The organism is Methylicorpusculum sp., assembly GCF_030651835.1.
GTDB lineage: Bacteria > Pseudomonadota > Gammaproteobacteria > Methylococcales > Methylomonadaceae > Methylicorpusculum.
In genome coordinates, this window is the sequence record NZ_JAUSBX010000083.1 from 23,613 (window position 1) to 45,416 (window position 21,804).

At 46.6% G+C, this 21,804-nt stretch carries 17 protein-coding genes; 9 read left to right on the forward strand and 8 right to left on the reverse strand.

Annotated features, from left to right (window positions below; translation table 11 throughout):
* Positions 1 to 22: 22 nt before the first annotated feature.
* From Q7V32_RS10080 to Q7V32_RS10095, 4 genes are all read right to left on the reverse strand, one after another.
* The gene (locus Q7V32_RS10080; protein WP_304896849.1) at positions 23 to 994 is read right to left on the reverse strand and encodes a diguanylate cyclase; all 972 of its coding nucleotides are present in this window, start codon (positions 992 to 994) and stop codon (positions 23 to 25) included.
* Positions 981 to 4,421 carry an ATP-binding protein gene (locus Q7V32_RS10085; RefSeq protein WP_304896850.1) on the reverse strand — a complete coding sequence of 1,147 codons (3,441 nt, stop codon included), beginning with the start codon at positions 4,419 to 4,421 and terminating at the stop codon, positions 981 to 983. Before Q7V32_RS10085 ends, Q7V32_RS10080 begins: the two co-directional genes overlap by 14 nt.
* A 73-nt stretch (positions 4,422 to 4,494) precedes the next feature.
* Positions 4,495 to 6,237, reverse strand: coding sequence for an oxygenase MpaB family protein (locus Q7V32_RS10090; protein WP_304896851.1), 1,743 nt, complete (start codon positions 6,235 to 6,237; stop codon positions 4,495 to 4,497).
* A 361-nt stretch (positions 6,238 to 6,598) separates the two neighbouring features.
* Positions 6,599 to 7,645 (reverse strand): hypothetical protein, encoded by a 1,047-nt coding sequence (locus Q7V32_RS10095; protein ID WP_304896852.1) that lies wholly within the window; start codon positions 7,643 to 7,645, stop codon positions 6,599 to 6,601.
* Positions 7,646 to 7,773: 128 nt separating this feature from the next.
* On the opposite strand from Q7V32_RS10095, the gene Q7V32_RS10100 reads away from it, so the two are divergent.
* The gene (locus Q7V32_RS10100; protein ID WP_304896853.1) at positions 7,774 to 8,187 is read left to right on the forward strand and encodes an HIT domain-containing protein; all 414 of its coding nucleotides are present in this window, start codon (positions 7,774 to 7,776) and stop codon (positions 8,185 to 8,187) included.
* 102 nt (positions 8,188 to 8,289) lie between these two features.
* Here Q7V32_RS10100 and fliL read toward each other — a convergent pair whose 3' ends face one another.
* Positions 8,290 to 8,682, reverse strand: a complete 393-nt coding sequence (gene fliL, locus Q7V32_RS10105; RefSeq protein WP_304896854.1) for a flagellar basal body-associated protein FliL — start codon at positions 8,680 to 8,682, stop codon at positions 8,290 to 8,292.
* Positions 8,683 to 8,761: 79 nt separating this feature from the next.
* Here fliL and nagZ point away from each other — a divergent pair, with 79 nt between their 5' ends.
* The 3 genes from nagZ to Q7V32_RS10120 are packed head-to-tail and all read left to right on the forward strand — an operon-like array spanning position 8,762 to position 11,083.
* A complete protein-coding gene (gene nagZ, locus Q7V32_RS10110) occupies positions 8,762 to 9,781 on the forward strand; it encodes a beta-N-acetylhexosaminidase (RefSeq protein ID WP_304896855.1) in 1,020 nt (339 codons plus the stop codon).
* Complete coding sequence (locus Q7V32_RS10115; protein WP_304896856.1) at positions 9,768 to 10,310, forward strand: hypoxanthine-guanine phosphoribosyltransferase; 543 nt, start codon at positions 9,768 to 9,770, stop codon at positions 10,308 to 10,310. Before nagZ ends, Q7V32_RS10115 begins: the two co-directional genes overlap by 14 nt.
* Positions 10,311 to 10,342: 32 nt before the next feature.
* On the forward strand, positions 10,343 to 11,083 hold the full coding sequence (locus Q7V32_RS10120; RefSeq protein WP_304896857.1) for an S-methyl-5'-thioinosine phosphorylase: 741 nt from the start codon (positions 10,343 to 10,345) through the stop codon (positions 11,081 to 11,083).
* A 51-nt stretch (positions 11,084 to 11,134) separates the two neighbouring features.
* On the opposite strand, the gene Q7V32_RS10125 is transcribed toward Q7V32_RS10120, so the two are convergent.
* Complete coding sequence (locus Q7V32_RS10125; protein WP_304896858.1) at positions 11,135 to 12,124, reverse strand: malate dehydrogenase; 990 nt, start codon at positions 12,122 to 12,124, stop codon at positions 11,135 to 11,137.
* Between the two features lie 667 nt (positions 12,125 to 12,791).
* Between Q7V32_RS10125 and Q7V32_RS10130 the strand changes: the two genes are divergently transcribed.
* The 4 genes from Q7V32_RS10130 (at position 12,792) to Q7V32_RS10145 (ending at position 18,625) form a co-directional block, all read left to right on the forward strand.
* Positions 12,792 to 13,649, forward strand: a complete 858-nt coding sequence (locus Q7V32_RS10130) for an NADP-dependent methylenetetrahydromethanopterin/methylenetetrahydrofolate dehydrogenase (protein WP_304896859.1) — start codon at positions 12,792 to 12,794, stop codon at positions 13,647 to 13,649.
* Between the two features lie 34 nt (positions 13,650 to 13,683).
* The gene (locus Q7V32_RS10135; RefSeq protein ID WP_304896860.1) at positions 13,684 to 15,066 is read left to right on the forward strand and encodes a glycerate kinase; all 1,383 of its coding nucleotides are present in this window, start codon (positions 13,684 to 13,686) and stop codon (positions 15,064 to 15,066) included.
* Between the two features lie 28 nt (positions 15,067 to 15,094).
* Positions 15,095 to 16,351 (forward strand): serine hydroxymethyltransferase, encoded by a 1,257-nt coding sequence (gene glyA, locus Q7V32_RS10140; protein ID WP_304896861.1) that lies wholly within the window; start codon positions 15,095 to 15,097, stop codon positions 16,349 to 16,351.
* 600 nt (positions 16,352 to 16,951) lie between these two features.
* Positions 16,952 to 18,625, forward strand: coding sequence for a formate--tetrahydrofolate ligase (locus Q7V32_RS10145; RefSeq protein ID WP_304896862.1), 1,674 nt, complete (start codon positions 16,952 to 16,954; stop codon positions 18,623 to 18,625).
* 192 nt (positions 18,626 to 18,817) lie between these two features.
* Here the strand turns inward: Q7V32_RS10145 and Q7V32_RS10150 are convergent, their stop codons facing one another.
* Positions 18,818 to 19,873, reverse strand: coding sequence for a transporter substrate-binding domain-containing protein (locus Q7V32_RS10150; protein ID WP_304896863.1), 1,056 nt, complete (start codon positions 19,871 to 19,873; stop codon positions 18,818 to 18,820).
* Between the two features lie 462 nt (positions 19,874 to 20,335).
* On the opposite strand from Q7V32_RS10150, the gene Q7V32_RS10155 reads away from it, so the two are divergent.
* Positions 20,336 to 21,319, forward strand: a complete 984-nt coding sequence (locus tag Q7V32_RS10155) for an ExeA family protein (protein ID WP_304896864.1) — start codon at positions 20,336 to 20,338, stop codon at positions 21,317 to 21,319.
* Here Q7V32_RS10155 and tpx read toward each other — a convergent pair.
* On the reverse strand, positions 21,280 to 21,786 hold the full coding sequence (gene tpx, locus Q7V32_RS10160; RefSeq protein ID WP_304896865.1) for a thiol peroxidase: 507 nt from the start codon (positions 21,784 to 21,786) through the stop codon (positions 21,280 to 21,282). The two genes, Q7V32_RS10155 and tpx, sit on opposite strands and share 40 nt — an antisense overlap.
* Between the last annotated feature and the right edge of the window lie 18 nt (positions 21,787 to 21,804).

Sequence of the window (21,804 nt, forward strand, 5' to 3'; positions counted from 1 at the left end):
ACAGTCAGCAAACTCGAATTTTCTATCCGTTATTGTTCATTCCAGCCACAACAATCCGGTTACGGCCCTGCTGCTTTGCTTGATACAGCGCAATATCGGCACGTTTGAGAATGGCTTCCGGCGTCAGGTCACCGTCTTCAAGCTGAGCGACACCGCCGCTGATTGTAAAATTGATTTGATGATCGTTTGTAGTGATTTGGGTTCCAGACACTTTTTCACATAATCTACCGGCAATTTGCGCGGCTTCTTCCAGTGTTGTTTCAGGCATCAGGATAGTAAACTCTTCCCCCCCAAAACGGCTGAAGACATCGTTTTTCCTCAAGACTTCCGAACTGGTTTTAACGACTTCAATGATCACCTGATCACCGACATCGTGACCGAAATTGTCGTTGATAGCTTTGAAACGATCAATATCGAGCACCATCAGACTCATCGGATGATGGTATCGTCTGGCACGAGACATCTCGTTTTTTAGCATGTCGATAAAATATCGGCGATTATGGGCGCCGGTTAAAGGGTCTGTCATGGCAAGCAATGTCAACCGCGTATTGGCTTCCTTTAAGGCCCGGGTCAAGCGCTGAAGCTTCAATTGATGCCTGACGCGCGCTTTGACAACCGCCGAGGAAAACGGCTTGGTAATGTAATCAACGGCACCCAATGTCAAGCCTTTTTCCTCGGTATCACTGTCAGGAATTCCGGTAATAAAAATAACCGGTAAATCGGCGGTCGAAGGCGATTGCTTCAAGTGCATCAAGACCTCGAAACCGTCCAAGCCGGGCATTGAAATATCGAGCAAAATAAGATCCGGTATGCTCTGCATCGCTGAAAGCAAGCCCTCTTCACCGTTTTGCGCGAAGATGATATTGCCGTGCGATTTGAGTAAGCGCGATAGCACAACGATGTTTTCCTTGGCATCATCGATAATCAAAATGGTCTGTTGATATTCTTTAACCGGCATATAAAGCTCCCGTTTATTTCGTTCAAATCGGAGCATGCAAGCGCTCTCTGAGTTTGCGTACGCAATCCGCCGCAGCTTGAAACTCCAGATCCTCCAGATGGTTTTTAATCCGCTTCATTTCATGCCCATAGACTTCGCCCAAGCGCGCGTTGATATGTTCCAGACAATCCTCCGCATGCCAATTGTTGGTCTCCAGAAAACCGATTAATTTATCGAATAAAATCACTATTTCATTAAGATCCGTTCCGGTTAACAGGATTTCATCGGTGTCAGCAAGATGAGGGGGTAACGTCGGCTCATTAAAACGCCAATGCGCTATTTCGTTAACAAATCCATGGATTGCCGCTGTAAAATTGGCCAATAAATGGCTTATCTCCTTATTTTCATGATTGCGGAACGCGGTTTCCAGCTTTTTGGCCGCATCAAAAACAGCGGTAATTTGCAAATTGCCCGCAACCCCTTTGATTTGGTGCACTTTTTCAGCAGCCTTATCCCATGCGTTATCGTGCAACAATATTTTTAATTGCTCCGGCGTCTCTTTTTGTTCATCGGCAAATTTCAGCAACAAGCGCAGCAGGAGCTTTTCGTCGCCTTGCAAGAGATGCAATGCCGAAAAAACATTGACCGACACAAGATTATGTAAAGGATTTGGACTGGCCGTTATGACATCGGACAGGCTGATAGACGGCGTATCTGAAGGATATTGATGACGGCTGGCAGTCCATTTCGCCAATTTTGAAAAAAGCAGTTCCGGTTCAATCGGCTTGCCGACATGATCTTGCATCCCTGCTGCCAAGCATTTCTGCTTGTCCGATTCTATGGTGTGCGCTGTCATCGCAATAATCGGTAAATCATCGAAACGTGGATTGCTACGCAAGATTAATGTCGCCTCGTAGCCATCCATTTCCGGCATCTGCAGATCCATCAGCACAGCATCGTAATAGCCATCCGCTGCGCTTGTTAAACAATCAACCGCTTCTCGTCCGTTACTGGCAATGTCGATGCTGACCCCTGCCGCCTCTAATGTTTTTCGCACCACTTCCTGATTGATTTCATTATCCTCCACGACTAAAACGCGAGTACCCCGGACTGATGCTTCATAGAAGGCCAAGTTCTTGGAATCATGTTTGGCTTGAATGGTTTTTATCAATGCTTCTTTGCCGCTGGCATTCAGAATGGCATCCATCAAACACGAAGGCGTGCTGGGTTTGTTGAGAAAAGAAATATTGCTGAAACGATCCGATAGTTTTTTGATACTTTCGGATTCAATTGAAGAAATATTGATGATGATCGGCGTTTGGGCGCCAAATCCATCCGATTCCAGCGCATCAATGATGACCTGTTTTTGATTCACCGGCATGTTCCAATCCAACAGCACCAATTCATGGGGAACGTGTTGGGATTTCTGCTGATTATCCAGGATTTGTTCCAGCGTCATGGTACGTAAAGAGCAGACAGTCACTTTAAAACGCAAATCATGCAGCATTTTTTCAAAGATGGCGCAGCCAGTTTCGTTTTCCATAATCAATAAAACATGCCAGCCCTCCAATTCGGTAGGCATGACACTTCCAGGTTGGGCATCAGGAAGCACATTCAGCGGTAAGGTAAAATAAAATTCGCTGCCGACACCGTCAATACTGTTAACGCCGATTTCGCCGCCCATATGCTCGATCAAATGCTTACTGATCGACAAGCCCAGCCCGGTCCCCCCGTAGTTGCGGGTTGTAGAGCTATCGGCTTGAGTAAATGACTCAAAAATCCGGCTTATCTGCTGTTCCGACAAGCCGATGCCGGTATCTTTAACGCTGAATCTCAGCGCCTCCTCTCCTTTGTTTAAAACCGATTCAACAGCAATAATGACTTCGCCTTGCGCGGTAAATTTGATCGCGTTGCTGCACAGATTGGTCAACACCTGAACAATACGCAACGGATCACCGATCATGTGCAAAGGCACGCCGATACCCCGGTCAACCAATAACTCCAGACGCTTTTCCGCCGCAATCGGCTCAAGCATGGTACCGATATTTTCCAATACTTTATCAAGGTTGAATTCGATATGCTCGATCACCAATTTTCCGGATTCAATCTTGGAAAAATCGAGAATGTTATTGATGATGCCCAACAGATTTTCCGAAGAAAGTTGAACTTTATTCAAATAATCGCGCTGGACTTTAGTCAACTCCGATTTTAGAACCAAGCGATTCAATCCGATTATGGCATTCAGCGGCGTTCTTATTTCATGGCTCATGTTGGCTAAAAATTCCGCCTTGGCCGAGGCGGAAGCTTCTGCGGCTAATTTGGCTTTGGCGAGTTCCTCTTCCACTTTCTTACGCGAGGTGACATCCATCACTAGGCCTTCCCAAATGATATCGCCGTTGTCCTGCAATTGCGGCCTGGAAGCGGCATGAAACCATTTCCATTCACCATTGCTAATTTTCTGCCGGGCTTCGAAATTCCAGGGATTCAGGTGCATAGCCGAGTCCAGAATGCTCTCTTGAAACATCGGAAAATCGTCAGGGTGAATCGTGTTTACGATAGGGGTTGCGTCGTTTTTGACACTGGCCGGCTCAACGCCAAAGACTTCTTTACAGCCCCTGCTGGCATAGGGAAAAGAAAATGATCCGTCCGGTGTCATCCGAAATTTGTAAATGAAACCCGGAACATTGGACGCCAATCGCTCAAAACTGCCATTCTGCTGCTCCAACTCCCTGGCGATTTTAATCTGCTCGGTGATATCGACAAAACTGACCAAATAGCGCGCAAAGTCCGATTCATTGTCCGATAGCTGCACGACAGTCATTCTGACATGCAATGTTTTTCCAGCCAGATTTCGAAATTCATACTCGGAATTAGAGCGTTGCTGCTGCAAAACATCCCAAACCCGGGTTAAATGTGACTTGGTCGGAGAAATAATTTCCAGCAAGGGTAAGCCAGTCAAATCAGATTCTAAACCGCCTGCCAGCTTACAAAAAGCCGTGTTGGTAAAACGAATGATGCCCAGCGTATCCAACAGACAGACGCTTTCACCAAGGTTGCGTAAAAAGAACGTCTGATCATGCTTTTGCAATGATTCCGTTGCTTTTAACGGGCAGTGTTTGGGCCATAAATAAAACACTGCAAAATGGAGCCCCGACACTTCAACCAGAGAAACCGATGCCGTATATTCCAGTGCGATGCCTTTCGCATGACGCCAGGTCAAAGGAAAAACCGGTAGATATCGTTCGGCCTCAATAATTTTCCACCATTCCTGTTGCCATTGATTCAGGTCGACGCCGGGCACTAACTGATCCAGCGAAGTGCCTTGCAAGGCATTGGGTCCATAACCCATCGTTTCAGCAAAACGCTGATTAAAATAACCGACGATGCCGGCCTCATCCACCCATAAACTGGCCACCGGAGCCTGCTCCAAGGCTGCCAGTTTGGCAACCGTTTTGGGTAATTTTGACCATATCGAGGTGTTCATCAGAAAAATCGACTCCGTAATGACGTTGAAAACTCAGGAACGCGCATAAAACAAGTCAAGCAACACGAAATGCTTAATCGCTGGGTTCACCAAGTGCGGGCCGGAGATTAAAAATAGCCGGTAACCGAAAATTCATGATACCTAACGCAATTAGCCAGGACGAAACAGCGCCAATTAATGCGATTTTTGCAGCGCTCCATCCACCCATCAATGCGGCGGGAATGGCAGCAGCCAACCCGAATAAAGCCAGCGTTAACAAACCGAATGAACAACCCACTACGAAGAATATTTGTCTGCGCCACCGGGTCAAACGATCCTGATAAGCTTGATCGACTCCCGGCTGACGGACCCAGGTAGACGCATCGACCGGCACAAAAAACGGTCTGCGCGAGTAGGCATCACGCCAACTATCAATCAACAATTCACTTACTTCATTTAAACGATGTGCGGTTATCCAGCCTAAGTGTTTGAAGCGTTTATAAAATCTGGCGCGCAACCACAGACTACAACTAAAAATGCTCCCAGCCAATGTATAAAAAGGTTTACGCCAAAAAGCCCGGGTTTCCTTGATTAAGGTATTGTCCAGCAAGAATGAAGCATTCATCATACCTATCTGACTGATGATCATGGCTGCCGACAAGCGATGCGCAAAACCCGGAACATCCGGCAAGTAATCGCCTAAAAAGCCGATCAGGGCCGAAGTCAATATGGCGCCTTCTTCCGATGCAGCGGCTTGTCTACTGTGAATCACATCAAAAAGTGCTTCTGCATCCTGCCAATTATCCGTCAATAATTCCGGTCGGATACCCATGATATAACCCGTCACTTTCCATAAATGCAAAAAAGCTTCTTTTTGTTCCAGATTAAGCGGTAAGCCCCATTTTTCCAAGCCTCGGGGAATGACCAGACCAAAGGTCAACAAGGTATAAGCCAGGTCCTCCTGATTAACGGGAACACCCAGCTTTTCTGAATCCCAAGGCGTTTGCACCTGACTTAACTGTTCTGCGAAGGTCTGCGGCTGCTCTTTGCTGCCCCAGGGTTTGAAACTGTCCGGTTGGGTGAGCATAAATCGCATTGAGGCATGCAGAAAGCGCACTTTTTTAGCGGTGATATAGCCTTTCCCCCAGAGATAGCGTTTCGGCTTACCACGCAACAACTCAATCTGCTCGGCTATTTTTTCGGAGTTGGCCGGAGTACCGGTTTCACCTGCCGTGCGAATCAGGCGATGGCCTTGTTGCTGCCATTGTCCCTCGGCATCCAGCATATTAAGCGCTTGCAAAAGTAAAGCATCGTCCTGAACAGCCGCATCTTCAGCAACTTTGATTCCACCGTTATCCATGCAGGCCGCCAGCATCAAGCCGGTTTCATAAATACGTTGAAAAATGTATTGGTGATCACGCAGTTTTTCGGTTTTGTACAATGCCGGAATGCCGTTTTTCATCAAATAACAGGCTGGCAAACTGCCTGCATACAAAATAAGCAGTATTATCAACGAGTTCTGTTGCCATAATTTAGAACCTTGCTCCAGCTTTACGGTATCGACCCAATCCGGCGCTTCCATTGGATCAAAATAATCAACAATTTCCTCCGGCATGTTTTTTAGCCATTTCGCGAGCCGTGAATTATTGACCAAGGCCAACTCAGGGTCTTGAATCAGTTTATCGGCCATCAGCAGCATCGAGTTATAACCCAGGCGCCCGATGGACTCGCTGCCTTTTTTAGTCAGCAGGGCAGCCACTAATTCATCCACTTTCGGATCGGCCAATTGCCGAAAAGCATCAAAGTCGATATGTCCCCAAACTGACTGGCTACCCATGGATTTCCCCTCTCTGAAGTAATGACACTTGTATGGCTAAAGTTTCATAGATAAAGCACTAAACCGATCTGGGAATTTAATCAGATATTTCTGATGCCCTTCCGGAATTAGGCTGATTTATTATCCATGAGAATCAGCGTCTCAAGCGGGTAATCATAGTCAATCAGTGCAAACATGCCAGAAAACAGGTATTGACTTCTTTTATTGGGTGTAGATACTTGATTTAAGGAGCCTTTTCAACCCTCTCTATTCCACTAGCGGGCGAGTAGTTACCGTCCCAATTTGAAGGAAAAAAAGAGGGTGAAGGAGGAATCAACGAAGCGCTGATCAAGGCGCTTCCTGTTCAAAGTGGGTTGCTAATCTAGCGGGTAAAGCGAATATATTGACGATAAGGCGAATCGTTTTTCCATGTGAATGCTTCCGTGTAGTAATGCAAGAGCCCCAGATAACCGATCAAACCCAGCGTAACGGCTTTACGAATTTCAAAACCAAACAGGTATTCACTCAGCACACTGACAACCCAATCACCGTATTGCTGCAGGAAAAAAGTAATCAGTACCGACAATAACGGCAACACCACAAATACAGGGATATTCCAGCGCTTAGCCCAGCGGTAAATTGAATTCTTAGGCTCAAGGTTATGGCGATTGTAATCGTGCGTCACATAAAACAGATAGGCCGTCATGTCATGGACCAGACGCGGCACTAAAATGGCTAACAGAAAATATTGATGAACGAAGAGATAGAAACTGCTGACAACCAGCAAAGTATTGGCCCATAAAAAAAGCCAGCCGAAGCGGGTCTGAACATAGCGCTGGCAAATGGCCGTTACTAATATCAACCCGGCGCAGAGTGCGCCGGATGTGTATTGCAGCCATTCAGACTGTTGCCCGGTAAGGCTGTTTTTCAAAAAAATGCCTATATAAATTAAAACACCGGCAGCAACACTCAACCCCAATAAAGCATGAAAAGCCCAAGAGGGCAGCTTGCAAATGCCTCTTGCTACTCCATGCTGCTGTTTTAACACATGAAAAACCGTCCAGGCCGCTACCATGACATAAAGGGCTTTATAAGGTAAATACAAACTGCCCAAGCCGAAAAATACCGCAACACAGGCTGTCATCCAAAGGACTTTGTGTTTATAAAATCCAAAATATTCACGGTTAGTGGTTAGCAACAGCGCACTGGCAATAATATGCGGGGTCCCAAAAAATAGAGAAAACAAAATAAAATGCGTGGGACTGCTAGGCAGACTATCCCGCAAATAATGACCCCAAAACAATGCGTCCGAAAATTGCAGAAAAAGGCATAAAGGAATGATCAGGTATAAACCTAACAGAAGACGGAATGACACCGCCAAGTTTTCTTCAACGGCAATCGCGTTTTCGTAAAGACCTTGAGCCGACATGATGTTTAACCTGATTCTAATGATTGAAGAAAAGCAATCGATGATGAATTCCTTACAGAATTTTGACGCGATTGATTAGAATGAGGCTTAAACTTACACTGATTTCCCGGACTCTTACAAGTTTAAAAATGAATTTTGAATTACACCCGCAACTGAATCGCGACTGTTTTTTTATTGGTCGTCTTGACCTATGCCAGCTTTTATTGATGAATGACAGTCAATATCCCTGGTTTATTCTGGTACCCGAAAGTGCCGGTATACAGGAAATCTATCAACTCAATCATGCGCAAAGAATGCTATTGCAAAATGAATCATGCCGAGTTGCACAATATCTGGCCGATCTTTTTAAAGCGGACAAAATGAATATCGCAGCAATTGGAAATGTAGTACCGCAACTGCATATCCACCATATCGTCAGATACCGGACCGATCAGGCTTGGCCCTCTCCGGTATGGGGAAAATATGATGCAGTGCCTTATCATCCGGAGAGAAAAGTGGAATTAATAACGCGGGTACGGCAAGGACTGGACTTGTCTATTTAAAGGCATTTCAATGTGTGGCTTATTCAGGTTTTGTAGTGGCAGTCACCCGCCACTATAGATTTCGTCAGCCTGATTGACGATGAGTATCGAAAGCGTCCCAATCTAGTTGAGTAAAAATTCGGTGAAAAACAAATCCCGAAAACCGTCACTGTTTTCGTATTTATCCAACGCTGCCCTGATCGCTTCAAGCGTTTCCTTTCTTAACGCTTCGCGCTGTTCCATGCTGGCAAGATCTGTTTCATTTCTGCCGCTAAACAACATAATCAGCTCATGCCTCAGAGCAGGCATATGTTTTTTTATTTTCTCAACGTTTTCTTTGCCTTCGACCAGTAGCTGAACATTGATCATCAAATATTTTTTTTGTCCGGCCAAATTCACGGTAAACTTGGGCGTCATTTCCAAATATTCCAGAACAGGCCCTACTTTTTCTTCATCTCCGGCAACTGCAAAACCGGGCACGATTAAAAAACAAAACAGTAACAAAAAAATGTGCACAACGAACTCCTAAACATATTAATTCAATGGCCTAAGTATAGGCTAACTCTATCCAACTGACGATTTCATCACAAAGCACATGAAAAATCCCATTCCCATCGGCCCAATCATGATTGATGTCGAAGGCATCACTTTAACGGCTTACGATAGAGAAAAACTGAGCCACCCGAATACGGGCGCCCTGATTCTTTTTTCAAGAAATTACGAACACCCAAAACAAATTGCGGATCTGATTAACCATATCCGTTCCGCGCGTAAAGGTCCTCTGCTGATTGCGGTGGACCAGGAGGGAGGCAGGGTACAGCGGTTCAAAGAGGGATTTACCCGGTTACCGCCAGCTTGCCGCTATCAAGATCATCCGGATCTGGCTGAACAGGCTGGATGGCTGATGGCAGCCGAATTGCTGGCGGTTGGTGTCGACTTGAGTTTTGCACCGGTACTTGATATTGACTGCGGTATCAGCGAAGTCATCGGCGATCGTTCTTTTTCCGAAGACTCAACACTCGCCACACAACTGGCCGGCGCATTCCGATCCGGCATGAACAGGGCCGGCATGGCGGCTGTCGGCAAACATTTTCCTGGGCATGGAGCGGTCGCAGCCGACTCACACCTTGCCTTGCCGATAGACGAACGCGATTTTTCCGAAATTTGGGAAAAAGATATTCAGCCCTTCAAAAAGCTCATTGCGAATGGACTAGAGGGCATTATGCCCGCCCATGTGGTTTATCCGGCTGTGGACGATAAACCAGCCGGTTTCTCAGTTAAATGGATTCAGCAAATATTACGACAGGAATTACAGTTTAACGGCACTGTTTTCAGCGACGACCTGAGCATGGAAGGCGCTGCTTTTGCAGGTGGATTTTCAGATCGCGCGTTTCTGGCTCAAGAAGCCGGTTGCGATATGATATTGGTCTGCAATAATCCCAAAGCAGCAGAGGAAGTGCTGGATGCGCTGCCGATTAAAACAGACCCGCTTCGTGAACACCGTTTGAAAGCCATGCTCGGCAAACCGCAAATGAATGCTGAAACCTTAAAAGCCGACACTCAATGGCAAACTATTTCGCAACAAATCAATCAAATGACCCATGAACCTGCTTGAAGAAATCGAACACGTAAAGGCGACTGCCGAGTTATTGCATGATCAGCATGAGGTGGATGCCGCTATCGACACTATGGCGGAAAAAATCAACCTGCTGCTGGCTGACCGGAATCCGGTCTTTTTATGTGTCATGAATGGCGGCATGGTCATTGGCGGCAAACTGTTGACGCGCCTAACGATGCCATTGACTTTAGATGCCATTAACGCCAGCCGTTATCAGAACAAGACGGTGGGTAATACCATCGAGTGGCTTTTAAAACCCAAGACACCTTTGCAAGGCAGAACGGTACTGATAGTTGACGACATTTTGGACGAAGGACTGACGCTGGCGGCTATCGGCCAATATTGCAAGGAAGAGGGCGCAACGTCAGTTTATAGCGCAGTTCTGGTTGATAAAATGCTTGGCCAGACAAAACCCATACAAGCCGATTTTGTGGGACTTGAAGTAGAAAACCGTTATTTATTCGGCAACGGCATGGATTACAAAGGTTATCTGCGTAATGCTCCCGGCATTTATGCCTGCCGATAAATGCCCATGCCTCACCTTCCGGGATACAAAACATGACACAACTTGCAATCATTGGCGGCACAGGCCTCACACAGCTGAGTGAACTCAACATAGTTCATCGAGAACAGCTGACCACTCCTTATGGAAACCCTTCTGCTGAATTCATAACCGGTGAGCTTTACGGAAAAAAAATTATCTTCCTCGCTCGCCACGGCAATCCGCATACCCTCCCACCCCACCGGATCAATTACCGAGCCAACTTATGGGCGCTGCACCAACTGGGAGTCGTGCAAATTCTGGCGGTTGCTGCAGTTGGCGGCATTACACCGCCTATGGAACCCGCACATATCGCGATTCCCGATCAGATCATTGACTACACCTACGACCGCAAGCACACTTTTTTCGAGGACGATCTAACCGAAGTCACTCATATCGATTTTACCCACCCTTACTGCCGGGAACTTCGAACTCGACTGATTAAAGCAGCTGATCACGCCAATATTGCCATTACCGCAACGGGCACTTACGGTTGCACTCAGGGACCTAGACTGGAAACACCTGCCGAAATCCGGCGCATGGAACAAGACGGCTGTGATTTAGTCGGCATGACGGGTATGCCTGAAGCCGCGTTGGCAAAAGAGTTGGGAATGAGTTATGCCGCAATTTCTGTGGTTGCCAATTGGGCGGCGGGAAAATCAGAAGGGGAAATCTCTATGGCGGAAATTGAGCAGCATTTGCACCACGGTATGGCGAAAACCGTGAAATTATTGAAGGCGTTTGTAGAATTGTCTTAGTTGAAATCAGTAGCACTGAATTTAATCAGTGCTACTGATATTTAAAACTGACTACCCTTCGCTGCCAAACAAGTGCCGGACCGCGTTGCGCTCTTCTCTTAGTTCCGCTTCATTACTTCTCAAACGTTGCAAACTAAAGTCGTTTATCGGCAAGCCTTTGACGATGGTGGCCTTACCGTCCTCAATAGTCACTGGGAAAGAAAAAACCAAACCTTCCTCGATGCCGTAACTGCCATCGGAAGCAATGGCCATGCTGATCCAGTCATTTTCATCGGTACCGAATATCCAGTTACGCATGAGATCCAATGCCGCACTGGCTGCCGACGCGGCACTGGACTTACCTCTCGCCTGAATTACCGCCGCACCGCGTTGCTGAACAACAGGAATAAACTCATTCACAAACCAGGATTCATCCACCAAAGACAATGCTTCCTGTCCTTTTACCCGGGCATGATGAATGTCAGGATACTGGCCCGCAGAATGATTACCCCAAACGATGACATTTTTAACATCCGAACATAAAACCCCGCATTTTTCAGCCAGCTGATTTTTGGCGCGGTTATGGTCCAGCATGGTCATGGCTGAAAAATTATCAGGACTTAAATCCGGTGCATTTTTCAATGCAATCAACGCATTGGTATTGGCTGGATTTCCGGTTACCAAGACTTTTACATCCCGGCTTGCCACTTTGTTTAACGCTTTTCCTTGCGTTGAAAATATTTCTGCATTAGCTGTCAATAGATCACTACGCTCCATTCCCGGTCCACGGGGCGTCGCACCAACCAGAAAAACATAATCGGCCTGCTTAAAAGCAACTTCAGGATTATCCGATACCTCCACTTTGTGCAGAAGTGGAAATGCGCAATCATTTAACTCCATGACCACACCCTTCAAAAAAGGAATCGCTACCGGAATTTCCAGGAGATGAAGAGAGATTGGCTGATCCTGCCCTAATAAATCTCCTGCCGCCAACCGGAATAACAGAGAATAACTGATCTGTCCTGCCGCTCCGGTAACAGCAATATTGACTGGCGCTTTCATAGGTTCCCCTTGGTTAAATTTTCGGTTTGGCCATTGGCTTTGTTTTCATGCGAGCCCCCAACGATTTTGCCATAGGGGCATCATGTATCCATGAATAAACAAAAGACATAGCAAGGAATGATAGCCATATCGGCTGAGTCCTGCAAGCTTGTCAAAAAGCGCCGAGGGTATTAATGCTCGCTCGTCATCAGTATCAAAAGGTCTTAACAAGTTAATCAGGTTATATTCACTTACCAGCAGGTTGGTTACCAATGCCGTTAAGTTAAGCGTATTTTAAAGGTCGAATGTGGTTCAATCGCGGGCATGGTCCGCTCCTGCGATACAGCCGATCGATTGATTGCGATGGCCTCAATTTAATGACATTGGTAAGAATACCAATAGCTTAATTTGAAGACCGATTTTCTTAGCATTTATATACATAAATTCCGGCTTTCGGCTAAACGAAAAAAACCATTTGTTTAATACTCACTCCGCTTTTTATGCCTTGCAGCAATGAGACAGGGCGTAGATTAATACGGTATAATTTTCAGCTGAATCAAGCCCCAAAAGAGCCCTGCAAGGATGTTAAAAAATTAGCTTGTCGTGCGGGGTACCCATTCTATGACATCGAGTCTGGCTGTATTCTGCTTTTACATTTTTACACTAACCCCGCATCGCGAATAATTGAATGAAAAAACTGTTGTTCCAATTTGACACCGATACCCACCCTTCCGTTTTTGATACGGTCGTTGCATATGATGGCGGCGCGGATCATGTTATCGGTTATGGCGGAGTAAAGCCCGATAATGTCAAAGCCTTGGTAGAAGGCACGATATTTACCCGCGCGCCCAAAGATAAAAAAAACACGGCCATTTTTATTGGCGGCAGCGATATGGTGGCCGGTCAACGTTTATTCACGGCAGTACAAAATCATTTTTTTCAAAATTTTCGTGTGTCTATCATGCTGGACAGTAACGGTAGTAACACTACGGCCGCCGCCGGTGTTGCCAAATTGGCAGGGAGCGGTGTTTTACAAGGAAAAAATGCGGTTGTTTTGGCCGGCACCGGCCCTGTGGGCCAGCGCGTCGCTGTCATGCTGGCTCAAGAAGGCTGTCACGTCAGCATCACTTCACGTCAATTTGCCAGAGCGCAATACGCTTGCGAAGACATGAAAAACCGTTTTGGCGTTAACCTGACACCTTTGGAAGCAGTGGATAACGAAGCCCGAGGCAAAGCCATTGAAAACGCGCACATTGTTTTCGCAACGGGTGCAGCCGGCGTCAATCTGCTTGATTTACACCACTGGCAAAACAATATGACCCTGGAACTGATCGCTGACGCGAATGCGACGCCACCGCTGGGCATAGGCGGGTCAGACATGATGGATAAAGGCACAGAGCGTTTCGGCAAAATCATCTGGGGTGCGATAGGTTTCGGCACACTGAAACTGGCATTACACCGCGCCTGTATTGCAAGACTGTTTGAAAGCAACGATCAAGTGCTTGATGCCGAGACTATTTTAAGTCTCGCCAAAGAAATGGCCTGATCCTCGCTTTGATCGTTCATATCAGAATCTCCAGATGCTGAATCCTATTGATTACTCCATAGCCGGTCTGAGACGCAGCGCTACCAGGATATTCCGGGCAGGAGTAGCTGCGGCCGACCCTTATCATGCGGTAAAGCGTTGTTTATCAGTCAATGGTCGTAATCTAACGATTAATCTGGATTTAACTGATCCGGCATTAATCCGGTCAAAGCCATGGCCAGCCGTCCATGTCATTGCTTTCGGAAAAGGGGCCTGCGCCATGGCTCAGGCGGCACAGGAAACCATTCCTTACAGCCTGTGGGCAGGTCCGGGTATTGCGGTGACCAACGAAGAGAATGCTCGACCGGTCGATCACTTTAAGGTCCTGGCCGCCTCGCATCCTCTGCCCGGCCAAGCGGGTCTTGAAGCCGCGCAATTGATTGCTGATCGTATCCGGCAGGCCAAAGAAGACGAATTAGTCCTTATTTTGGTCAGTGGCGGCGGTTCGGCTTTGCTGCCTTTGCCCATCGCCCCTATTACCCTGGATGACAAAATTGCCACGACACAGTTGTTGCTGGCCTCTGGTGCGACGATCAATCAGGTCAATTGTGTCCGTAAGCATCTGTCGCTGATTAAAGGCGGAGGAATAGCAAGGCTTGCTGCACCCGCAGATCTGCATGCGATGATTCTTTCCGATGTCCTGGGCGATGATTTAAGCGCAATTGCCAGTGGACCCACCGTACCGGATGACAGTACTTTTTCCGATGCCGTCCATATTTTGAAAGCCAAAGGCATTTGGGAACGAGTACCTCAACCGGTACAAGATATTTTGATCCTTGGTCTGCATGGTTCAATCCCGGAAACACCCAAAACCGGCGCTCCGATTTTTGTTAATACTTCGCATACCTTGGTAGGCAGTAACAGTATCAGTGTTGCGGCAATCACTCAGGCGTCCCGTGAACAAGGCTTTGAAACTATTTTGTACAGCGACCATCTTACGGGTGAGGCAAAGGATCAAGCCGATTCGCTGGTCCTGTTTGCCAAACAACAGTTGAGCCTCAATCATGCTCGCCCCATCGCTATACTGGGTGGCGGTGAAACCACTGTGACACTGACGGGCACAGGCAAGGGCGGCCGTAATCAGGAGATGGCACTGGCTTTTGCTTTAGCCGCTAAACATCATGACTTGCAAGGCTGCTGGGTTTTTCTGAGCGGTGGAACTGATGGGCGGGATGGCCCTACAGATGCCGCCGGCGGCCTGGTTGATAACACCACATTGGATCGCCAGCACAAAGCAGGTATTGATCCACTGGCACGGCTAAGCGACAATGACGCTTACCATGCCTTACAAGGCTCGCAGGATTTACTTATTACGGGCGCTACCGGTACTAATGTCGCCGATTTGCAAGTATTGCTGATCACACCCCATCAAAGATAAAACTATAACGCCTCATTTGGAGATAGCTATGTTCAACAAATCACAAACAATTGCCGGTTTCGACGATGAACTTTTCAACGCTTTGGAAGAAGAGCGTCAGCGCCAGGAAGATCACATCGAACTGATTGCTTCCGAAAATTATTGCAGCCCGCGGGTCATGGAAGCACAAGGCACCGTATTGACCAACAAATATGCGGAAGGCTATCCTGGCAAACGATATTACGGCGGTTGTGAATTTGTTGATAAAGCCGAACAACTGGCCATAGATCGCGCCAAAGAATTATTCGGCGCAGATTACGCCAATGTCCAACCGCACTCCGGCTCTCAAGCCAATATGGCGGTGTTCATGGCTCTGATCCAGCCCGGCGATACGATTTTGGGCTTAAGCCTGGCTGATGGCGGTCACCTGACGCACGGCGCCAAACCCAATTTCTCCGGTAAAATCTACAATGCGATTCAGTACGGATTGCATCCTGATACCGGTTTGATCGATTATGATCAGGTCGAACGCCTTGCAATCGAACACAAGCCTAAAGTCTTGGTTGCCGGATTTTCCGCCTATTCCCGCATCTGGGACTGGCAACGTTTTCGCGAAATTGCCGATAAGGTCGGCGCTTATTTGTTTGTCGACATGGCTCACGTTGCCGGACTGGTTGCCGCCGGTTTATATCCGAATCCCGTGCCCATTGCCGATGTTGTGACCAGCACAACTCATAAATCCTTGCGCGGCCCCAGAGGCGGACTGATTTTATGCAAGAGCAACCCTGAACTTCAGAAAAAATTTGATTCAAACATTTTCCCCGGCATTCAAGGCGGCCCATTAATGCATGTAATTGCGGCCAAAGCCGTTGCTTTTAAAGAAGCCATGCAACCTGAATTTCGCGCCTATCAGGAACAAGTCATCAAAAATGCCAAGGCCATGGCCGAAGTATTTGTTAATCGCGGCTTTGATGTCGTTTCCGGCGGAACGGACAACCATCTGATGCTGGTTTCGTTAATTCCTAAAGGCATTACCGGTAAAGCGGCCGATGCCGCGCTGGGCAGGGCACATATCACAGTCAATAAAAATGCCGTGCCTAATGACCCTGAATCGCCTTTTGTCACCAGCGGCATTCGCGTCGGAACCCCCGCTCCCACTACGCGCGGTTTCAAGGAAGAGCAAATGCGAGAAATCGCCGGGTTAATGTGCGATGTCATGGAGAATATGGAAGATGAGACATTGATTTCAGCCGTGCGCGATAAAGTCAGTATCTTGTGCTCCCGCTTTCCGGTTTATGCCAATTAATCGAACAATGCTATAAACCGGCGGCCTTATATCGCTACAAGTGAAACTGCCCCGTAAATGCCTTAAAGCAAGCGGTCAGTTTCAATTCTTGAAAAACGGTCGTAGAAATCAATTTCAGTAAACATTTTTGCAGCCGGTTTATTGTTGTGCATAAACACGAGTCGCTGATTTAAACTGTCCGGTTTACCGAAGATGAAAATTGAGTGTCATGCTTGAAGAGGTAAAACATACAGTTCTCTTCAAGCCTTTTTTTGAAAAAGCATTGCGATTGCCCCTAAACCATTGAAAAAGTTTACAAGCCACATAAGTCATAGAAGACATTAAATAACGGTATGACTTTTTCCAAATTTACTTATGTAATTGTGATGGCAAATGAATGTTGCCGCCTTTGAGCAGGCCTAACCCAGCAATTCTCAATTTGAAAGAAAAAGGGGTTGGGAGAAGCTTTTCGAGGATGTCGACAGCAGAGATGCTGTCGTCAAGCCCCCAAGGAGGGGTTACGGCGTTCCTCAAAAGGCTTTTCCCAGCCCAAATTGACGCTGAAAATTTCAAACTGGGAATTGCTGGGCCTAACCACTCTTTTTCAATCAGGAACCCTTTATGTCAGATATAGAAATCGCCCAACAAGCGAAGATGCAACCGATCATTGGTCTCGCCGAAGAAAAGTTCGGCATCCCAGCAGAACATTTAGATCCTTATGGCCACTACAAAGCCAAATTATCGCTGGAATATGTCAACAGTTTGGCCGATAAACAAGACGGCAAGCTGATTCTCGTCACCGCTATCAGCCCGACACCGGCCGGTGAAGGCAAAACGACGACGACTGTTGGCTTGGGTGATGCCATAAACCGCTTGGGCAAAAAAGCCATCATGTGTTTACGTGAACCGTCGCTGGGCCCCTGTTTCGGAGTCAAAGGCGGTGCAGCTGGCGGCGGCTACTCTCAAGTCGTGCCCATGGAAGATATTAATCTGCATTTTACTGGCGACTTTCATGCCATCGGTGTCGCGCATAACTTACTTTCTGCATTGATAGACAACCATATCAATCACGGCAATGCCCTGGATATTGATTCCCGCCGCATCCAATGGAAACGCGTTGTCGACATGAATGACCGCGCATTACGTAAAATCACGGTGGGAATGGGAGGGCCGGCTAATGGCTATTTACGCGAGGATGGCTATGACATTGTTGTGGCATCCGAAATCATGGCCATCTTGTGTCTAGCGACCAGCCGTAAAGACCTGAAAGAACGCTTGGGTCGTATCGTCATCGCCTATAAAACCGACAAAGTAACCCCGGTTTACGCCAGCGACCTGAACGCCCAAGGCGCAATGGCGGCATTATTGAAAGATGCGATCAAACCGAATCTGGTTCAAACGCTGGAAAATAATATCGCCATCATCCACGGCGGCCCTTTTGCCAATATTGCCCATGGCTGTAACACCGTAACGGCAACAAAAACAGCGTTAAAACTGGCCGATTACGTCATTACCGAAGCCGGTTTCGGCGCTGACCTGGGTGCTGAAAAATTTATTGACATCAAATGCCGGATGTCCGGTTTAAAACCCTCCGCTGTCGTGCTGGTTGCAACGGTGCGCGCGCTTAAATTCCACGGCGGCGTTGCCAAAGACGAACTAAATACCGAAAATCTGGAGGCCTTACAAAAAGGCTTTGCGAACATTGAGCGTCATATTTTTAATATAACCCAGCATTACGGGTTACCTTGCATCGTTTGTATCAACCATTTCACGTTCGATACCGATGCCGAAATTGCCTTACTTAAAGCGAAATGCGAAGCGCTGGGCTCAAAATGCGTTGTATCGAAACATTGGGCACAAGGCGGGGCGGGTGCAGAGGAACTGGCAAAAGAGGTGCTCGAAATTGCCGACAACCGTGAACCCGGCTTCAGCTATGTTTATGAAGCTGAAACCCCGCTTTGGGAAAAAATTGAAACCATCGCTACAAAGCTTTATGGTGCAGCAGGCATTACAGCCAGTCCCAAGGTAAAAGCGGAAATCAAAGCTTTACAAGCCAGCTACGGTCACTTTCCGGTTTGCATCGCTAAAACGCAGATGTCATTTTCAACCAATCCCAACACTAAAGGCGCACCATCCGGACATACCGTTGAAATCAGCGAAGTGCGCCTGGCAAACGGAGCGGGATTTGTTGTTGCCATCGCGGGCGATATGATGACAATGCCCGGTTTACCAAAAATTCCCGCAGCCGAGCGTATCGACATAACCGATGAGGGTGTAATAACTGGTTTGTTTTGATTGCCAGTTCAGCTGCTTTCTGTCAACAAACTGCTACAGGATCTTTTTTTGCTGCAGTTATGAGGAGGAAAGAGTCATATAAGGCCAATGAGGCAGGCTTTAGCAATGAAGCGAAATTTGGACTTCAGCGATTAAAGCCTCTTCATGGCGGTTGAGGATAATGGGCTTTTCTTAAATGCCTGGCAGCGTCAGTTAACGTTCTTTTTGTTCCGGTTGGCTTACAGAGTTAGAGGCGCTGCTGTATCGATTCTTCTTCATTCTTCTAGACTTTAGCCTCAAGTAGCCGCCACCTGCTGCTATTAATGCCAATGACGCAAACACCGTTAATCCAGTATAGAATGCATCACCAAACGTTAACTTTTCTGGGTCATCCCGATGAGCTGGCTCTAAAACCACCACTTTAACAGGTGTAATACTTGCGACTACTTCATCTTCTTCTTCGGGAGGATCCCATTTATCAATAAAATTTTGCTTTTCGTTTTCACTCAAAGATTCCAGGCCTTTTTGAAAGATAGTAACCAACTCCGGCCAATCTTTGCGAATTGCAATGCTCTGTCTCATGCTTTCATGATCGTAAACAGAAGCAATTTTCAAATTGCTAAAACTCGCATCACTTAACAAGAAGTAACGTGCCCCGGAAAATAGCACTGCAGCATCGGCTTTACCCGTTTGCACCGCTTTTAATCCATTTTTAAGTGATGAAACAAAAACAGGTTTAATTTTTGGATAATCTTCCCGAACCTGATAGCTGTATTGATAATTAGCAATTAATGCTATTTTTTTACCTTTGATTGATTCACGATCACTAAACCGGTCATCATCCCCTCTTGAAACAATGACGAGTGACTGAGTTAAATAAGGCTCGGTAAAATTAAACCACAGCAAGCGCTCCGGCCGTTTAACCATGGTAGCGATGACATCCACGTTACCCATCACGGCCGCTTTAAACAGGGTTTTCCAATCGGTGCTAGGATAGGTTACAAACTTAATGCCCAGCCGCTGACTAAGCAACTTCATAATTTCTACTGCAGAACCTCTTAAAGCCCCTTTTCGGCCGACAAAACTATAAGGATGCAGGTCGCCATCGTAGGCAATCCGTATAGTTTTATGCCGTTTCAACCAGTTTATCTCAGCTTTGGTAAATTGAATGCCGGCCATGGATTCATCGTTTACTTCTGCGAATGAAGGATTCGCAGAAATCATTATCAAAAGCAAAAAAACCAGTCTGACTGACTGCAATAATTTCATAGGTCTGAATATAAGTTCTTAATATTGTATCAAAGCATAGGATAATCCCGGATTAAAACTATCAATCATGCTTTCAAAATCATTGAACCGGTTTAAAAAAGCAATAGCAAAAACATTCGACCTTGTTCAAGGCCCAGAATGTGCCTGTCGAAGACCGCCGTGAACGCCTTTATGGCAGCATCCATCCCGCCGACATCTCGCCCCCGCACTTTTTGAAAATAGACGTTTTTTCAATTCAGTAGGAGTAAGTTATCTGTAAGTCACAAGCAAACAATCAAAACTGATCGTCATTTTTAAACGATGTAACTATTTCACACCGCTGCTGTGAAATCGTCCTCAAAAATCCCTGGCAGAGTTGAGTATGATTCAGTTCAGATTAATCGCTCTGCTATTTAATGATGGCGCTCAAACATAATCCCGTTTTCCAATTTTACTTAAACCCACTACTAGAGTTAAGCGAGCATGTACACACAGTTTTTCGGTTTAACAAAAGCTCCTTTTTCACTGACTCCTGATCAGGATTTTTTGTATCTGAGCGAGCAGCATAAAGCGGCTTTAAGTTCGCTCAAATACGGCATTCTTCAGCCATCGGGTTTTACCGTTCTTACGGGTGAAATTGGCTGTGGGAAAAGCACTTTGCTACGAAATCTGATTAATGACATTGATTCAACGTGCGAAGTAGGCGTTATCACTAATACACACGCCTCTTTTGGTAATTTACTTGAATGGGTATTAAGCGCATTCAATTTGAAAAATGAAACGGGTAACGAAGCCGAACGATATCAGCTGTTTTGCGGGTTTATTGCCAAACAAAAGCTTAAAAAACGGCGGGCAGTGTTGGTCATCGATGAAGCCCAAAATATGGTTATCTCTTCATTAGAAGAACTTCGCTTGCTTTCCAATCTTAATGACGGCCAAGATACGACCTTGCAGATCATTTTATGCGGTCAAGCTGAACTGCTGGAAAAACTGAACGATCCGGGATTAACTCAATTCGCTCAGCGGATTGCAATCGAATATCACCTAAAGCCTTTAAACCATGAAGAAACAGCGCACTATATAGCGCATAGGTTGAAAGTGGCTGGCGCTCAATCTGCTATTTTTAGCCCGCAAGCCTTACTTGCAATCTTTCAACACAGCGGAGGCATTCCCAGAATCATTAATAATATCGCTGATATGGCGCTGGTATTTGCTTTTGCGAATAACTCGAAAGTGGAATACGAAACAGTTATCGAAGTTATCAACCAAAGAAAAACGGGCGGTATCAAACGACCCAGTTCATTAAGCGAATCAAACGTAGAATCAATCAGCAAAAACCAGGGCCCACTGCTGACCAGTCAAGCTCTGGTCAAAAGACCCAAAACCGAGCTGGTCAGCTTATCCTTGATTACATCTTATGCCGGCGTTCAATCCATTTCACGCATAGCAGCCAACGCGGACTCGTAGTCAGGCTCATCCGTCAGTTCATCGACCAGTTCGCTGTAAACGATTCGGTCTTTCTCATCAATGACAATAATGGCCCGGGCAGTAAGACCGGACAACACACTGTCAACCAGTTCTAAGCCATAATCACGCGCAAATGACGAGCGAAAAGTCGACAACGGCACTACGTCCCTTATCCCTTCAACCTGGCAGAAACGGGATTGCGCAAAAGGCAAATCGGCAGATATGACCAATACGACGCCATTTTCAAGACTGGCCGCTTTTTGATTGAATTTACGCGCCGATGCTGCACAAGTGGGCGTATCCAGACTGGGTACAATATTAAGACATTTCTTTTTTCCTGCGTAAGTACTCAAAGAAACCTGACCCAGCTTGCCGTCGGTTAATGAAAAATCCGGGGCGTGAGAACCGATTGCAGGAAGTTCGCCACAGGTATTGACAGATTTGCCTTGAAAATTAATGCTGGCCATGCGTGCCTCTCATTTCTT

Bases quoted from the DNA above. Each gene is read 5' to 3' on its own strand.
- Q7V32_RS10080 (WP_304896849.1), bottom strand. From the start codon at position 994: ATGCTCCGATTTGAACGAAATAAACGGGAGCTTTATATGCCGGTTAAA.
- Q7V32_RS10085 (WP_304896850.1), bottom strand. From the start codon at position 4,421: ATGAACACCTCGATATGGTCAAAATTACCCAAAACGGTTGCCAAACTG.
- Q7V32_RS10090 (WP_304896851.1), bottom strand. From the start codon at position 6,237: ATGGGTAGCCAGTCAGTTTGGGGACATATCGACTTTGATGCTTTTCGG.
- Q7V32_RS10095 (WP_304896852.1), bottom strand. From the start codon at position 7,645: ATGTCGGCTCAAGGTCTTTACGAAAACGCGATTGCCGTTGAAGAAAAC.
- Q7V32_RS10100 (WP_304896853.1), top strand. From the start codon at position 7,774: ATGAATTTTGAATTACACCCGCAACTGAATCGCGACTGTTTTTTTATT.
- nagZ (WP_304896855.1), top strand. From the start codon at position 8,762: ATGAAAAATCCCATTCCCATCGGCCCAATCATGATTGATGTCGAAGGC.
- Q7V32_RS10115 (WP_304896856.1), top strand. From the start codon at position 9,768: ATGAACCTGCTTGAAGAAATCGAACACGTAAAGGCGACTGCCGAGTTA.
- Q7V32_RS10120 (WP_304896857.1), top strand. From the start codon at position 10,343: ATGACACAACTTGCAATCATTGGCGGCACAGGCCTCACACAGCTGAGT.
- Q7V32_RS10125 (WP_304896858.1), bottom strand. From the start codon at position 12,124: ATGAAAGCGCCAGTCAATATTGCTGTTACCGGAGCGGCAGGACAGATC.
- Q7V32_RS10130 (WP_304896859.1), top strand. From the start codon at position 12,792: ATGAAAAAACTGTTGTTCCAATTTGACACCGATACCCACCCTTCCGTT.
- Q7V32_RS10135 (WP_304896860.1), top strand. From the start codon at position 13,684: ATGCTGAATCCTATTGATTACTCCATAGCCGGTCTGAGACGCAGCGCT.
- glyA (WP_304896861.1), top strand. From the start codon at position 15,095: ATGTTCAACAAATCACAAACAATTGCCGGTTTCGACGATGAACTTTTC.
- Q7V32_RS10145 (WP_304896862.1), top strand. From the start codon at position 16,952: ATGTCAGATATAGAAATCGCCCAACAAGCGAAGATGCAACCGATCATT.
- Q7V32_RS10150 (WP_304896863.1), bottom strand. From the start codon at position 19,873: ATGAAATTATTGCAGTCAGTCAGACTGGTTTTTTTGCTTTTGATAATG.
- Q7V32_RS10155 (WP_304896864.1), top strand. From the start codon at position 20,336: ATGTACACACAGTTTTTCGGTTTAACAAAAGCTCCTTTTTCACTGACT.
- tpx (WP_304896865.1), bottom strand. From the start codon at position 21,786: ATGGCCAGCATTAATTTTCAAGGCAAATCTGTCAATACCTGTGGCGAA.